Here is a 16,323-nt window from a genome sequence, read left to right on the forward strand (position 1 = left end):
TAACAATGGATCTTACATCATATATTTTAAATGATATAAAACCAATAAATATTGACAGCAAAGTTACTGACTTAATGCTTCTTTTTAATCAATTAACCTTTTCTCACATTCCTATAAAAGATGAAAACGGTGTATTTATAGGTTCCTTTTCTGAAACCGATGTGCATTGTTTTGATAGCAATATGCCATTAAGTAATTACAAGTATTCTATTGAACCCTTTTTTGTTAGAGAAGATACGATGTGGTTAGATGTATTAGAAGCATTTGCTAAAAAATCAACCAATGTCATGCCCGTTTTAAGTGCTAAAAATGACTATATCGGATATTACGAACTTAAAGATGTTATTGGGTTGTTTAATGATACCCCCTTCTTTTCTGAAGCTGGTGGCGTATTAGTTGTTGAAAAAGGAACTAGCGATTATTCTTTTAGTGAAATTAGTCAGATTGTAGAATCTAATAACGGAAAGTTACTTGGTGCTTTTGTATCAAAAATGAATACAGACCTTATTCAAGTAACTCTAAAAATTGGAAATACCGGATTAAACGATATTATACAGACATTTAGACGTTATAGTTATAATATTGTATCTGGACATGAAGAAGACAGCTATCTTGAAAGTCTTAAAGATCGCTCTGACTATTTGAATAAATATCTAAATATGTAGGTTATGAAAGTTGCTGTTTTTGGAAGATTTTATAATACTACCACCACGTTTTCTGTAGATACGCTTTTTAAATACCTTAAAAAAAAAGAAATTGATGCGTATATTGAAAGTAATTTCTATGAAATTATTGAAAAGAGTGACCCAAAAAAAATTGATTATCTAGAAACAAAACAATTTGAAACATTAGATGCTTCTTTTGACTTATTAATAAGTATTGGTGGGGATGGAACTATTTTAAGAGCAATCACTTTTGTAACAGATTTAGATATCCCTATAATTGGTATTAATACAGGAAGATTAGGGTTTTTGGCTACTATTCAAGTCAATGATATTGAAATAGCCATTCAAAATATTATTGATGGAAAATATAGAATTTCAGAACGAAGTTTATTAACCATTGAAACTTCAATCAAAAACGAAAGTATTAGTGCCTTAAACTTTGCATTAAACGAAATTGCTGTTAGTAGAAAAAATACAACCTCTATGATTACGGTTGAAACACATTTGAATGGTGAATACCTGACATCTTATTGGAGTGATGGTCTTATTATCTCAACGCCAACCGGTTCAACAGGATATTCATTAAGTTGTGGAGGACCAGTAATAACTCCAGACACTAACAGTTTTGTAATTACACCCATAGCACCGCATAATTTAAGTGCTAGACCTTTAGTAATTACAGATTCAACTGTAATTCAATTAAAAGTAACAGGTAGAGAAGAAAGCCATTTAGTCTCTTTAGATTCAAGAATTGCAACTTTAGAAAACGGAACGCTTATCACCATAAAAAAAGCTCCTTTTAAAATTAAAATGGTCGATCTCTTAAATGAAAGTTTCTTAGCGACCCTTCGTAAAAAGCTTCTTTGGGGGGAAGACAAGCGTAATTAGGCAATATTTTAAAAGAATTTATGTTTTAAAACTAATTCAATTAGGTTCTAATTGTAATCACCTAATCTTATTTGTTATATTTGCAAACTTTTAAATCTTTATGAAATATTTAACAATAATTATATTAAGCATTTTAAGTATTCAATTTAGTTACTCACAAATCAATGAAATAGGCATATTTGTTGGCGGAAGTAATTTTATAGGAGATGTAGGAGCTACTAATTATATTTCACCAAACCAAGTTGCTTTTGGAGGACTTTATAAATGGAACCGAAGCGCAAGACACTCCTACAGGATATCAGCTATTTTTACAGATTTAAAAGGAGAAGATATTGATTCTGATGATCCGAGAAGACTTCAAAGAGATTATAGTTTTATAAACCAAATGATAGAGATTTCTGCTGGCATGGAATTTACATTTCTCGACTTTAATTTACATACAGGAAAAAAAGTATCGACCCCTTATTTATATACTGGTTTAACGGCGGCTAATATTAAAGACTCCTATTTCCTAGGTGGAGAACAAATCGAACAAAATTCATCTAGTTGGGCTTTTGGAATCCCTATGGTTTTAGGCTTTAAAACAAATTTTTTAAGAAGCATTATTTTGGGAATAGAAGTTGGCGCCCGATATACTTTTTCAGATAATATTGATGGAAGCTATCCTGAAGATTCGGCTCTACAATCAAATAGGTTTGGAAACCAAAACAATAAAGACTGGTATACTTTTACAGGTATAACACTAACATATACTTTTGGAGAAAACCCCTGCTATTGTCAATATAATCAATGAGTTTAAAACAACACATAAACGTTAAGAGATTACCAAAACATATAGCAATCATTATGGATGGCAATGGGCGTTGGGCAAAAAAAAGAGCAATGCCGCGAGCTTATGGTCATGAAAACGGCGCTAAAGCAGTAAGACAAGTTGTTGAAGGTTGCGCAGAACTTGGTGCTCAAAATTTAACACTTTATGCGTTCTCTACAGAAAACTGGAAGAGACCAAAATTAGAAGTTCAAACACTTATGAGGCTTTTAATTTCTTCAATAAAGCGAGAAATTAAAACACTTCAAAAAAACAATATAAAACTTTGCGCCATAGGAAATTTAGATACCTTACCATCAAAAGTTCACAAAGAACTTTTTGACGTTATGGAAAAAACAAAGTTAAATAATAGAATGACCTTAACAGTGGCTTTAAGCTATGGTTCTAGAGAAGAATTGATTAGTAGTATTAAAGAAATAAGCATTAAAGTTAAAAATAATATAATTTCGACTGAAAATATTGATGAATCAATTATTAATGAGCATCTTTACACGCGAAATTTACCAGATGTAGATTTACTTATAAGAACAAGTGGAGAACAAAGAATAAGTAATTTTTTACTTTGGCAAATTGCATATGCAGAATTGTATTTTACAGATACACTTTGGCCAGATTTTACAAAAGAGGATTTGTATCATGCTATTATAGAATATCAAAAAAGAGAACGACGATTTGGGAAAACAAGTGAACAGATTAGCTAATTCATTACTATTGAAAACATATTTAAAACACAGCATCATTATTTTATCTTTTATATGTAGTATTAGTATTCAAGCTCAAGAAATTACTTTCAATACAGGTGCAAAATACATTTTAGGAGAGATCTCAGTCTCTGGCAATTCATCCTTTAGCGAACAAACCATAGTTACTTATTCTGGCTTAAGAAAAGGAAAAGAAATGCAAATTCCTGGCGAGGACATTAGTAATGCCATTAAAAAACTTTGGAATTCTAAATTGTTTAGTGATATTGAGATATATGTTACTAAAATAGAAGGCAATGTTGCCAATTTAGAAATAAAATTATCTGATTTACCCGAGCTAAATGAATTGAAAATTAACGGTGTTAAAAAAGGTAAAAAAGAAAGTATTATTAAAGAAAATAAGTTAACTAAAGGTACGAAGGTTACAGAAAATTTGATTACCACGACTAAAAATCACTTAACTACAAAATATAAAAAAGACGGATTTTTAAACGCTAAAATAAATATACGTACTATTGAAGTACAAGATTCTATTGAAAAAGCCAGGGTTGATATGGTTTTAAATGTAGATAAAGGTGAAAAAGTTAAAATTAAAGACATCGTTTTTAATGGCAACAACATTTTAAGTGATAAAAGCCTCAGAAAAGCTATGAAAAGCACGAAAAAGATTAATCGCCTACGCATATTAAAACGCTCAAAATTTATAGACTCTGCATATCAGGCTGATTTAGCCAGTGTTGTTGAAAAATATAAAGAAAATGGATACAGAGATGCACGTATATTATCAGACAGTTTAATTATAAATAATAATAAAACTATCTCTCTTAAAATTGATGTAAACGAAGGTGAAAAATATACCTTTGGAGACATTACCTTTATTGGAAATACGGTGTATTCAAATGATCAATTAAAGAGAATGTTGCGTATTAAAAAAGGGGATACCTATAATGGTGTATTACTTCAAAAACGTATTGCCGATAACACCAAGCCAGATGCGCTAGACATCACCAATTTATATCAAAACAATGGTTATTTATTCTCAACCATAAACCCAGTTGAAGTTGGGGCCGAAAACAATGTTATTGATATGGAAATAAGAATTGTTGAAGGAAAACCAGCCTATTTTAACAATGTTTCTGTCGTTGGAAATGACAAAACAAATGACCATGTTATTTACAGAGAAATACGTACCAGACCAGGACAATTATATAGTAAGGCTAATGTTGTTAGAACAGTACGAGAACTTGGTCAACTAGGATTCTTTGATGCACAGGAAATTTCACCAAACTTTAATAATCCAAATCCAAATGAAGGGACTATTGACATGGAGTATGCCGTAAAAGAAACAGGGTCAAGTCAAATAGAATTACAGGGTGGCTATGGCGGTGGTGGTTTTATTGGTACACTTGGGTTGTCTTTTAACAATTTTTCAATAAAAGATATCTTTAAAAAAGATGCCTATAAGCCTATACCAATGGGTGATGGCCAAAAACTGGCATTACGTTTACAAGCCAGTCGTTTTTATCAAACCTATAGCTTTTCATTTTCTGAACCTTGGTTAGGAGGGAAAAAACCAGTGCAGTTCTCAACGTCTTTATCCCATACAAAGCAATTTTTATATGATTTTACAACTGGTAGAGCAGATAAGAGTAAAAGTTTCAATATAACGGGAATAACCTTTGGATTAGCAAAACGCTTGTCGGTACCAGATGATTATTTTGTTTTATCACAAGCCATAAGTTTCCAACGTTATGATTTAAATAATTATAATACAGGCTTATTCACTTTTGGTGATGGTTATGCAAACAACCTTTCTTACACCATTGGACTAAATAGAAATGACACGAGAGTAGATCCTATATACCCAACGGGTGGTTCAAATTTTAATGTTACTGCAAATCTCACAATACCATATTCATTATTTGATGGTGTTGACTATGCAAGCTTAAAAGATGAACGTAACGATTTAGTTGTTGTAAGAGACGATGCTTCCCAAAATACAGTGGACAGAACGAATGCATCTGAAAGAATTGGTGAAATAGACCAAGAACGTTACAAATGGTTAGAATTTTACAAAATAAACTTTAAAGCAGATTGGTTTACAGAACTTGCAAAAGATTTGGTTTTACGACCTAGTGTAGAGTTTGGGTTTTTAGGAGCTTATAATAATGATAGAGGTGTTATTCCTTTTGAACGTTTCTTTTTAGGTGGTGATGGTTTAGGAACCTATAGTCTAGATGGAAGAGAAACGATTGCTTTACGTGGCTATCCAAACCAATCTATTCAACCAATTGATGCTGACACCGGTCAAACCACCAATGATGGTGCAACTATTTATAACAAGTTCTCTTTAGAACTTAGATATCCAATAACACTAAAAGCTTCAGCTAAAATATATGCCCTTGGGTTCTTAGAAGGTGGTGCAGCTTATAATAATTTTAAAGATTTTAATCCTTTTAATCTTTACCGTTCTGCAGGTTTAGGTATTCGTATTTTTATGCCAGCATTTGGTTTATTAGGTATTGATTTTGGTCACGGATTTGATCCTCTATTAGGAGAAACTGGAAGTCATGGATGGGAAACTCACTTCATAATTGGACAGCAATTTTAATTTTGGCACGATATTTTCTAATAACACTTTGATGATTTGAAAGAAGAATTGAAATTTTTAAGATTAAAATTCGTTAATTTTGAAAGATCAATTCAAAAAATGGCAGATTTCAATAATATTCATCTGGCGTTTTTAGAATTTATAACTAAAAATTATAAAAACACACATATGAAAACTAACGTTCTTTTTTTACTGACATTTGTGTTTATAACATGCTTTTCTGCCAATGCTCAAAGAGGTGTAAGAATTGCATACATAGATACAGAATATATCTTAGAAAAGGTTCCCGAATATCAAGATGCCACGTTGCAATTAGATCAAAAAGTCCAAAAATGGAAAAGTGAAATTGAGGAAAGATTGGCTCAGATTGAACAAAAGAGAAAGAATTTAAGCAATGAGAAAGCGCTTTTAACAAAAGAACTTATTGAAGAACGCGAAGAGGACATAAATTATGAAGAAAAAGAAATTTTAGATTATCAGCAAAAAAGGTTTGGTCCCAATGGTGATTTGATGATTCAGAAAAAGCAGTTAATGCAGCCTATTCAAGATCAAATCTTTTCAGCGGTTCAAGACTTGGCTTCGCAAAAAAAATATGATTTTATTTTTGATAAATCATCAGATGCAACCATGTTGTATTCAGCTAAGCAATATAATTTAAGTGAGCTAATATTAAGAAGTATTACAAGATCGTCAAAACGTGAACAAGCGCAATCAAAAGCTGAAAGAAAAGCAGCTCAAGATGAGGAATTGATACCAGAGATTAATGAAGAACTTGAAGCTCGAGAACAGGCATTAGAAGAAAAGAAAGATGAAAGAGAGAGTGCTGTTGAAAAAAGAAGGCAAGAAATATTAGCCGCTCGTGAAGCTAGAAAATTAGAAGCAGAAGCCAGGCGTCAAAAAATATTAGAAGATAGAGAAAAAGCAAAACAAGCAAAATTAGACGCCAGAAATGGCAAGGCTAAAACTGAAGAATTAGAAACTGAAAAAGATTCAACAGCAACTTCAGAAAAAATAATAGAAAAAACAACAGAAACTAAAACAAGAGAAGAACTCATAGAGGAAAACAGACAAAGAAAATTAGCTGAAAGAGAAGCTAGAAAAAAAGAATTAGAAGACAGAAAAAAGAAAATTCTAGAAGAAAGACAAAAAGAAAAAGATAGTATAAACAATAACAATTAATAAATCATAACAGTTAACACTTTTTAAAAAATGAAACAATTAAAAACACTTTTATTAGCAACAGCACTATGCATAGGTACTGTAAGTTTTACAAATGCTCAAAGTAAAGTTGCACATATAAATACGCAGGAATTAATCACAGCTATGCCAGAATATAAAGCGGCACAGACACAGATTGAGACACTTACTAAGTCTTACCAAGCAGAAATTCAAAATATGGCTACCGAATTTCAAAACAAAGTAAAACAATACGAAGCTGAAGCACCTACTAAAACAGATGAAGAAAATGCAAAAAGAGGTCAAGAAATTCAAGGAATGCAAGAGAATATAAGACAATATCAAGGTCAAGCTCAACAAGATATGCAAACCAAAGAAGTCGATCTTTTAAAGCCTATTACCGAGAAAGCTAAAACAGCAATTTTAAAAGTTTCAAGAGCTCAAGGTTTTGATTATGTTTTAGATGCTTCTCAGGGGATTGTAATCTTAACTGATGGTAAAAACCTTCTTGATGACGTTAAAAAAGAATTAGGTATCTAAAATTTTACCTGATTTAATTGATATAAAGCTGTCTATTACAAGACAGCTTTTTTTTATTTTTGTACATTATGAATACAAAACCTATTGGAATTTTTGATTCTGGTGTTGGCGGCACTTCCATTTGGAAAGAAATCCATAGTCTTTTGCCTTATGAAAACACCATCTACCTATCTGATAGTGCTAATGCACCTTATGGGTCAAAAGCAAAAGAAATTATTACTAATTTAAGCATTAAAAATACTGAATATTTAATTCATAAAGAATGTAAACTTATTGTTGTAGCTTGTAACACAGCTACAACTAACGCTATTAGCTTACTTAGAAAAAACTATGATATTCCGTTTATAGGTATTGAACCAGCAATAAAACCTGCGGCACTACAATCTAAAACCAAAGCAGTGGGCATTCTAGCGACCAAAGGAACACTTACAAGCGATTTATTCCACACAACTACCGGTTTATATGCCCATGGATTAAATGTTGTTGAGCAAGTAGGAGAAGGCTTAGTTGAATTAATTGAGATGGGTAAAGTAAATTCTCATGAAACAAGAGCCCTTTTAAAAACCTATTTAAAACCTATGCTTGAAGCAGATATAGATTATTTAGTGTTAGGGTGTACTCATTATCCTTACCTCATGCCGCTTCTACTGGATTTATTACCAAAACATATTAAAATAATTGATTCTGGCGAAGCTGTAGCTAGACAAACAAAGACTGTATTAGAAACATATAATATAATAAACCCACAACGCGTGCGTTCAAAAAATCAATTTTTCACCAATGGCAATCCTGATATTTTAAAATCAATTTTAAATGATGATTGTGAAGTTACATTTTTAGAATTTTAATTTTCTAATCGAAATATAATTAATTCGGATCAAGCTCAAGCAAAATAAATTGATTCAATTGCTTTTCAAGCTTATTAAAATTATTATCTGAAATCAATATTAAAGATTTATTGCCATTTGGTAACAAAGGCCCAAATGTAATCCCTTCAATATTATCAATACTATGATTTGTTAGCTGGTCTCTTAAATCTTCAAAATTTAGCAACAATTCTTTTCTGGCCGCTACAAAATCAGCGTTTTTTAAACTGTCTATATTTAACGTATTTGTTGTTTTTGAAGCATCCACCATAAATAATTTAATTGTATTACCTTGACTCCCTAATCCACTGGAATAACTTCGCTCAATGACTAAAAACGTATTCTTATCATATTGAATTAAATCAGTAAGTCCGTTTACGGAAAAGTTCCCAACAGCTTTTTTGGCTACAGCATCTAAAAAATATGCAAATTGCTTTTCCGGACGTTTTGTTTTTGAATTTATATACGTAATTCTAACAGGAGATTTTGTTGGTGAAAATTGTGGTTCAGAACCATCTGCCTCTAGTGGTAATTCCATAGCTAACCAATAGCCATTTTTGTTAAATGAAATACACAAGCCCTCTAAAGTTCCATTATGCCTTGGCTTTTGAATACTTCCTGGTGTAAAAGCATCAGGAATTTGAAATATATTTTGAATGCTACCAGTTGAATCAACACTAAAAAACAAAGGGTCTTTTTGTAATTTTATATGTCCTTCGCTTGTTAGTACTATTTGATTTTTATGAGTATCATACCTAATAGCCTCTAAATCTAAAAATTTAGAATTAGCATTAATTAAAACAACACTGTCTATATTTATGCTGGAAATTTTATCGTTCGTCACATCAATAGTTCCGCAATAAAATCTTGGATCATTAGAATCGTCACAGACCAGATAATACGTTCCGTTATAAAAATCAATACCCGACAAACCTCCAACTAACATGTTGTTTACAAACACATTGTCAGGGAGAATATATTCGCTTAAAAATTTGACCTTTACATTTTTGTGAGGTTTAAAATCATACCCTTTGCAACCAGAAAAGACGATACAAATAAGAATAAAATAAATTCTCAAAAAGAAATTAATCATACCAACTGGCATATTTTACATAGTTATTAGCGATACGATTTATTTCTCCAGAAATTAATTCTTCACTAATATCTTTAACTTTTTTAGCAGGAATTCCCGCATAAATACTACCAGATTCTACTCGGGTGTTTTTGGTAAGAACTGCTCCCGCAGCAATAATACTATTACTTTCTATCACACAATCATCCATAACGATACTACCCATTCCGATAAGAACATTGTCATGAATAGTGCAACCGTGTACCATCGCATTATGACCTATAGATACATTATTACCAATATTTGTTGGTGACACTTTGTAAGTTGCATGGATAATAGCTCCATCTTGAACATTCACTTTGTTACCCATTTTTATATAATGGACATCACCCCTAATAACGGCATTAAACCATATACTACATTGGCTTCCCATAACCACTTCGCCTACTATAGTAGCATTTTCTGCTATATAACAATCTTCTGGGATTTGAGGTGCAATTCCTTTTATAGATTTTATAACTGGCATAATATTAATTTACCGCAGGACACTTACAATCGTACTTCTCCTTTTTACAATTAAAATTATACCCTAATGTTAATTGATGAAAACCTCCATTAGTAAAAACTAGTGAGTTCATCTGGTATGTGTAGGTATACGCAAACATAAACTGATTATAATTAACACCTACTAATGGCGTAATTTGTCTTAGTTTCTGACTACTTATACCAGAGCCATCTAAGTATTGAGCACCATCAAAACTATTTCTATAAGAAATACCAGCCCAAAGACTTCCAAAATCCATATCCTTATAGACTTTTGCATTTAAGTCAATTGAAGCCTCTTGAGTTCCATCCTTATATTGAAACATCACCGATGGCTCATAACTCCATTCGCTTCCTAGTTTTCCAAAAACACCTCCAAGCGAAAACAAATAACGTCTTAAGTTGCTCGTAATTTCTATATCATTATTAACACCGGAATTTTTTAGTAAATTCTTAACGGTCCCATGTACATAATAATCTAAAAAATGATAAGAAAATCCCAGATCGATATTAAAATTTGTTTCACTTTGAACAATACCTTCAATAATATTATCGGGGCCATCAAATAAAAACGTTGTTTCATCAAGTTTATATTGTATAAAACCAGCACTCAAACCAAAAGAAAGCATATTTAAATCAACTGGGCTTCTTGAGAACATTAAATGATGTGCATAGGTCACATAGGCTCCTGTTTGGGAATGGTATCCATTTTTATCAGTATAAAGAATACCACCATAAGCAGATTGCGATTCTCCTATTCTACCATTAAGGCTCATCGTTAACAGTTTTGGAGCATCTTCATGTCCAAACCATTGTTGACGAGCAGTAAGCCTAACTTTAGAACAGTTAGCAACGCCAGCCATTGAAGGATGAATTAAGTAATAATTATCTGTTAAATAATCTGTATATATAGGAAGGCCTTCTTGTGATTTTACAATCTGAAAACATAAAAAAACAACTATTAAAAAAAAGATATTCTTAAATTTCATTTATTTTTATTTCAAGGTGGTTATATCAATAATAAAACGCCTTGATTATTAGAAAATTATACATAAAAAAGATAAAGACTTGCTTTATCTAATAAAAATAGGAATCAATAACTAAACCCAAATATATGTATAAGTAAAGTTTTCTTTTACTATTTTTGGAAAAAATTAGTTGAAATGAATACTTTCAAGGTTTCCGTGCAAGAAACATCAAATAATACGATTATAAAATTCGAAATAAATCAAATTATAACCAAAAATCAAAGTTTTGAATTTAATAATATTGACGAGGCAAAAGCGTCCCCATTAGCGCAACAATTATTCTATTTACCCTTTGTTAAAAAGGTATATATCTCATGGAATTTTATTGCTCTTGAGCGTTATAGCATTGTGGAATGGAGCGATGTTCAAGATGAAGTTTCCGAGCAAATAGAATCATATCTGAATGATGGTGGAATTGTTATAGAATCCTCTGAAACTACTAAAAAAACACCCGTAACGGTTTATGCAGAAAGCACACCTAATCCGGCAGTAATTAAGTTTGTTGCCAACAAAAAATTAGTGACGTCATTATTTGAGTTTACATCTATTGACGAAGCAAAAGCATCTCCCATGGCAACTGAGTTATTTCATTTCCCTTTTGTTAAAAGTGTTTTTATTGATGAAAATTATGTGTCGGTTACCAAATACGATGTAGCCGAATGGCAAGACATTACCATGGAACTTCGTGAATTTATTAGAAGCTATATTGAAAACGGAAAAGATATTATTCTAGCCAACACAACTCAAACAAAAGAAAAGACCTCAATACAAACAGATAACAATCTTGATTCTTTAGATGATACATCTAAGGATATTATCAATATCTTGGACGAATTTGTAAAACCTGCTGTTGCCAGTGATGGCGGAAACATTCAGTTTATTTCTTATGAGCCAGAAAGCAAAAAGGTAAACGTTATGCTTCAAGGCGCATGCAGTGGCTGCCCATCATCAACATATACCTTAAAGAGTGGTATAGAAAATATGCTTAAAGAAATGCTTCCTGGAAAAGTGGAGATGGTTGAAGCCATTAATGGTTAACAATAATTTATTTTGTATGTTAAGATTAAAGTCTAACTAAATTGATAAAAATAAAATTATGGCAGTATTAGAAGTAATTGAAGTTCTATCAAACTCTGACAAAAGTTGGGAGGATGCAACGAAAAAGCAGTAAAACATGCATCAAAAAGTGTAAAAAACATACGTTCTGTATATGTTCAAGACCAGAGTGCAAAAGTAAAAGGTGATGAATTTACCGAGTTTAGAGTAAACGTTAAAATAACTTTTGAAGTAGAATAGTTTATCATTAAATTAAAATTTTTAGTGTTCTTTTCGAACACTTTTTTTATATATAAATTTCATTAACTTTGAGATTATGAAGTACTTCTCACTAATAATTATGATTATTCTAATAAGCTGTAATGGCCAGAATTCAAAAACTATGGAACACCAATACACCAATAATCTTATTAATGAAACAAGTCCTTACTTATTACAACATGCACATAATCCTGTAAATTGGTTTGCATGGAATCCCGAAACTTTAAATCTTGCCAAATCACAAAACAAATTATTGTTAATTAGCGTTGGCTACGCCGCTTGCCATTGGTGTCATGTTATGGAACACGAAAGTTTTGAGGATACATTAGTAGCTCAAGTAATGAATAATCATTTTATTAATATTAAAGTCGACAGAGAAGAACGTCCTGATATTGATCAAGTCTATATGAATGCTGTTCAACTTATGACAGGCCAAGGTGGTTGGCCCATGAATGTAATTGCATTACCAGATGGAAGACCTGTTTGGGGCGGCACCTATTTTAAGAAAGAACAATGGCTAAGCGCCTTAAATCAAATTTCGAAATTATATATTGAAAAACCTGAAAAACTTTATGAGTATGCCGATAAGTTAGAAGAAGGAATTAACTCAATAGACATGGTTAGTCTCAACACAGATGAACCTATTTTTAAAACTGAGTTCATAGAAGAATCTATAAAAAAATGGTCTCAGCAATTTGATTTTAAGGATGGTGGTATGAACCGAGCACCAAAATTTATGATGCCAAATAACTATCATTTTTTATTAAGATATGCTCATCAAAATAACGATGAATTATTACAAAATTTTGTAGATCTTACGCTAAAAAAAATGGCTTATGGTGGTGTGTTTGATCAAATTGGTGGGGGTTTTTCAAGATATTCAGTAGATACTAAATGGCATGTTCCTCATTTTGAAAAAATGCTTTATGATAATGGCCAACTGGTCAGTTTATATTCAGATGCTTACCTAATAACAAAAAACGATTTATATAAGGATGTTGTGGTCCAAACATTAGAATATATAAAACGTGATATGACTAACGAAGACGGAGCCTTTTACTCTTCACTTGACGCCGATAGCCTTAATGATAAAGATTCACTTGAAGAAGGTGCTTTTTACATTTGGAAAAAAGAACAACTTAAAGTCCTTTTAAAAGACGATTATTCACTTTTTTCAGACTATTATAATATTAACGATTACGGACATTGGGAACATAATAATTACGTACTTATAAGAAAAGATGATGACGACGAAATTATTAAAAAGCATGAGTTAACCAAAGCCCAATTAACCGATAAAGTAAGTAAGTGGAGTAGCATACTTTTAAAGGAAAGGAATAAAAGAAAAACGCCAAGACTTGACGATAAAACCCTAACCTCTTGGAATGCCCTTATGCTAAAAGGATACGTTGATGCTTATAGTGTATTTGGGGATAATGAATATTTAGAAGTTGCCGAAAAAAATGCAACGTTTATACTAAATAAGCAATTACGGGAAGATGGTGGCCTAAACCATAACTATAAAAATGGAAAAAGTAATATTAATGGATATCTGGAAGATTACGCAACCACTATTGATGCCTTTATTTCACTCTATGAAATCACATTGAATGATACATGGCTTTTAACTGCTAGAAATTTAGCAAACTACACCTTTGACCATTTTTTTGATGAAAAAAGTAACATGTTTTTCTTCACCTCTAACGAAGATGATAACTTAGTATCAAGAAACATTGAATACCGTGATAATGTGATTCCTGCAAGTAATTCTATTATGGCAAAAAATTTATTCAAACTATCTCATTATTTTGACAATAATCATTTTAGCAAAACAGCCATAACCATGCTAAACAATGTAAAGCCAGAAATGCAGGAATATCCCTCTGGATATACCAACTGGTTTGATTTAATGCTAAATTATACCAAACCGTTTTACGAAGTGGCTATTGTTGGTAAAGATGCTAGGCAAAATATATCCGAATTAAATAAAACATATATTCCCAATAAGTTGATTGCTGGAAGTAGATCAGAAAACAGTTTGCCTTTACTGGAAAACAGATATGTCCAGAATGAAACCTTTATTTATGTTTGTGTAAATAAAGCTTGTAAATTACCTGTAAATGATGTAAAACAAGCCATTAAACTTTTAAAAGAATGAGTTTTTTAACAACTTTTTTAATTGCCTTGGTAGCGTTTGAACACATATATTTCATGATCTTAGAAATGTTTTTATGGACCAAGCCCGAAGGCATAAAAACCTTCGGATTAAAATCGAAAGAATTTGCAGAAGACACTAAGGTTTTGGCTGCTAATCAAGGATTGTACAATGGATTTTTAGCGGTAGGATTACTCTATTCTGTACTTATAAAAGAAAATAACATCTCTATATTCTTTTTAATTTGTGTTGTAGTTGCTGGTATTTATGGAGCTTATTCAACAAAAAAAATACGCTTGTTTTATATACAAGCACTTCCTGCCATTTTAGCCTTAATCTGCTCTGTTTTATAGAAAAATAAATTTATTGGAAGGATTAATTTTTAATACTTTAATAAGTCTTATATAGTTTTTACCTTTGTTTCTCATTAAAAAACAAAAATTATGAATTTAGACAAATGGGCGGATACAGGCTATCAATTAATTATGGCATATGGGCCAAAACTCATAGCAGCTATTGCTATTTGGATTATTGGATCTTGGACAATTAAAATAATCATTAAAGGTTTAAGGAAAGCTATGGAAAAAAGAGACTACGATATTAGTCTTAAAAAGTTTTTAATGAGCTTGCTTAGTTGGTCTTTAAAAATAGTTTTAATCGTAGTTGTTTTAGGAACTGTTGGTATAGAAACCACCTCATTTGCAGCCATATTGGCCGCTGCTGGTCTAGCCATAGGTTTAGCGCTTCAAGGATCTTTAGGAAATTTTGCTGGTGGCGTTTTAATTATGATATTCAAGCCGATTAAAATTGGGGACTATATTGAAGCCCAAGGCGAAAGCGGAACGGTAAAAGAAATTGGAGTTTTTACAACTAAACTGACCACTCCTGATAATAAAGAAATTATTATTCCGAATGGTTCTCTTTCAAATGGCAACATTACAAATTACAGTGTAGAAGATACACGACGTGTCGATTTTACATTTGGAGTTGGTTATGATTCTGATATTAAGAAAACAAAAGAGGTTATCTTAAGCGTTATTAATTCACATCCATTAATTTTGAAGGATCCTGCAGCTGCGGTAAATGTATCGGAATTAGCTGATAGTTCTATCAACTTTTTTACACGTGTCTGGGTTAAAAAAGAAGACTACTGGGGGGTGAAATTTGATATTACCGAACAAACTAAAGAAGCTCTTGATGCTGCTGGTATAGAAATACCTTATCCACATCAAGTAGAAATACGAAAACAAGCTTAAGATTTAGGCTTTAAGGCCACAAAATCTTTTAAATAATACGGTTCAAAATAAGCGACATCTTCAAAGTCGCTTATTTTGTATTTATGATATGCCAATCCACTCATTTCATTGGCTGAAGGCAATTTATCTTCAATAAATATGGCATTTGGATGATTGATTAAAACTTGTGTTTTTTCAACGCCATTTCCTATAAAATAAACTTTGCCGTTTTCTAAATAAGAATTATAAGATAATTCATTTAAAACTTCGGATTGTATCTCTCTAGTAAGATTATAATTGGAGTCAAAAATAGCCGAATACACTTCCATTCTTCTGGCATCTAACATTGGAATAATAACGCCTTCGTCACAAATAACCTGATGCGCTAAAACATTTAATGTAGATAACGAAATTAATGGCTTATCTAAAGCAAAACAAAGTCCTTTTGCTGCTGAAACACCAATACGCAAACCTGTATACGATCCAGGGCCTTTGCTTACAGCTATTGCATCTAAATCAATTGATTCTATATTAGCCTGTTTTAAAACATCATCTATATAGACATGAAGCCGTTCTGCATGCGAGTAATTTTTATCGTAGTCTTCTTTTAAAACTAAGGTTTTCCCTTCTCTTGAAAGTGACACCGAACAATTAGTTGTAGACGTTTCTATACTAAGTATGATACTCAAAATAAATA

16 protein-coding genes and 1 pseudogene are annotated in these 16,323 nt (G+C 31.6%); 13 read left to right on the forward strand and 4 right to left on the reverse strand.

Annotated elements, in window-relative coordinates:
* The first annotated feature begins 5 nt into the window (after nt 1-5).
* The 8 genes from AC15TD_RS07035 to murI all read left to right on the forward strand — a co-directional run bounded on the left by AC15TD_RS07035 (nt 6) and on the right by murI (nt 8,258).
* Entirely contained in the window at nt 6-665 is a 660-nt protein-coding gene (locus AC15TD_RS07035) for a CBS domain-containing protein (RefSeq protein WP_484451426.1), read from the forward strand.
* A gap of 3 nt (nt 666-668) precedes the next feature.
* Complete coding sequence (locus AC15TD_RS07040; RefSeq protein ID WP_484451427.1) at nt 669-1,553, forward strand: NAD kinase; 885 nt, start codon at nt 669-671, stop codon at nt 1,551-1,553.
* Between the two features lie 100 nt (nt 1,554-1,653).
* Complete coding sequence (gene porG, locus AC15TD_RS07045) at nt 1,654-2,346, forward strand: type IX secretion system protein PorG (RefSeq protein ID WP_484451428.1); 693 nt, start codon at nt 1,654-1,656, stop codon at nt 2,344-2,346.
* A complete protein-coding gene (locus AC15TD_RS07050) occupies nt 2,343-3,083 on the forward strand; it encodes an isoprenyl transferase (protein WP_484451429.1) in 741 nt (246 codons plus the stop codon). The genes porG and AC15TD_RS07050 overlap by 4 nt, the downstream gene beginning before the upstream one ends.
* Nucleotides 3,055-5,694, forward strand: coding sequence for an outer membrane protein assembly factor BamA (gene bamA, locus AC15TD_RS07055; protein WP_484451430.1), 2,640 nt, complete (start codon nt 3,055-3,057; stop codon nt 5,692-5,694). Before AC15TD_RS07050 ends, bamA begins: the two co-directional genes overlap by 29 nt.
* 36 nt (nt 5,695-5,730) lie before the next feature.
* A complete protein-coding gene (locus AC15TD_RS07060; RefSeq protein WP_484451431.1) occupies nt 5,731-6,873 on the forward strand; it encodes an OmpH family outer membrane protein in 1,143 nt (380 codons plus the stop codon).
* 30 nt (nt 6,874-6,903) lie between these two features.
* Nucleotides 6,904-7,410, forward strand: coding sequence for an OmpH/Skp family outer membrane protein (locus tag AC15TD_RS07065; RefSeq protein WP_484451432.1), 507 nt, complete (start codon nt 6,904-6,906; stop codon nt 7,408-7,410).
* Between the two features lie 68 nt (nt 7,411-7,478).
* Nucleotides 7,479-8,258 carry a glutamate racemase gene (murI, locus tag AC15TD_RS07070; RefSeq protein ID WP_484451433.1) on the forward strand — a complete coding sequence of 260 codons (780 nt, stop codon included), beginning with the start codon at nt 7,479-7,481 and terminating at the stop codon, nt 8,256-8,258.
* A gap of 19 nt (nt 8,259-8,277) precedes the next feature.
* Here the strand turns inward: murI and AC15TD_RS07075 are convergent, their stop codons facing one another.
* Genes AC15TD_RS07075 through AC15TD_RS07085 form a run of 3 tightly spaced genes read right to left on the reverse strand, consistent with a single transcriptional unit; the run spans nt 8,278 to nt 10,880 of the window.
* The gene (locus AC15TD_RS07075; protein WP_484451434.1) at nt 8,278-9,381 is read right to left on the reverse strand and encodes an esterase-like activity of phytase family protein; all 1,104 of its coding nucleotides are present in this window, start codon (nt 9,379-9,381) and stop codon (nt 8,278-8,280) included.
* Nucleotides 9,362-9,874 carry a gamma carbonic anhydrase family protein gene (locus AC15TD_RS07080; RefSeq protein ID WP_484451435.1) on the reverse strand — a complete coding sequence of 171 codons (513 nt, stop codon included), beginning with the start codon at nt 9,872-9,874 and terminating at the stop codon, nt 9,362-9,364. The genes AC15TD_RS07075 and AC15TD_RS07080 overlap by 20 nt, the downstream gene beginning before the upstream one ends.
* A gap of 4 nt (nt 9,875-9,878) precedes the next feature.
* Nucleotides 9,879-10,880 (reverse strand): PorP/SprF family type IX secretion system membrane protein, encoded by a 1,002-nt coding sequence (locus AC15TD_RS07085; RefSeq protein WP_484451436.1) that lies wholly within the window; start codon nt 10,878-10,880, stop codon nt 9,879-9,881.
* Nucleotides 10,881-11,054: 174 nt separating this feature from the next.
* Between AC15TD_RS07085 and AC15TD_RS07090 the strand changes: the two genes are divergently transcribed.
* The 5 genes and pseudogenes from AC15TD_RS07090 to AC15TD_RS07110 all read left to right on the forward strand — a co-directional run bounded on the left by AC15TD_RS07090 (nt 11,055) and on the right by AC15TD_RS07110 (nt 15,647).
* A complete protein-coding gene (locus AC15TD_RS07090) occupies nt 11,055-11,957 on the forward strand; it encodes a NifU family protein (protein WP_484451437.1) in 903 nt (300 codons plus the stop codon).
* Nucleotides 11,958-12,015: 58 nt separating this feature from the next.
* Nucleotides 12,016-12,215 (forward strand): annotated as a pseudogene (locus tag AC15TD_RS07095) (dodecin family protein).
* Between the two features lie 142 nt (nt 12,216-12,357).
* Nucleotides 12,358-14,394, forward strand: coding sequence for a thioredoxin domain-containing protein (locus tag AC15TD_RS07100; protein WP_484451467.1), 2,037 nt, complete (start codon nt 12,358-12,360; stop codon nt 14,392-14,394).
* Complete coding sequence (locus AC15TD_RS07105) at nt 14,391-14,744, forward strand: DUF1304 domain-containing protein (RefSeq protein ID WP_484451438.1); 354 nt, start codon at nt 14,391-14,393, stop codon at nt 14,742-14,744. Before AC15TD_RS07100 ends, AC15TD_RS07105 begins: the two co-directional genes overlap by 4 nt.
* Nucleotides 14,745-14,834: 90 nt before the next feature.
* Nucleotides 14,835-15,647 carry a mechanosensitive ion channel family protein gene (locus AC15TD_RS07110; RefSeq protein ID WP_484451439.1) on the forward strand — a complete coding sequence of 271 codons (813 nt, stop codon included), beginning with the start codon at nt 14,835-14,837 and terminating at the stop codon, nt 15,645-15,647.
* Here AC15TD_RS07110 and tsaB read toward each other — a convergent pair.
* Nucleotides 15,644-16,315, reverse strand: a complete 672-nt coding sequence (tsaB, locus tag AC15TD_RS07115) for a tRNA (adenosine(37)-N6)-threonylcarbamoyltransferase complex dimerization subunit type 1 TsaB (protein WP_484451440.1) — start codon at nt 16,313-16,315, stop codon at nt 15,644-15,646. The genes AC15TD_RS07110 and tsaB overlap by 4 nt on opposite strands.
* Nucleotides 16,316-16,323: the final 8 nt, after the last annotated feature.

The sequence above is a fragment of the Yeosuana sp. genome (assembly GCF_057126245.1).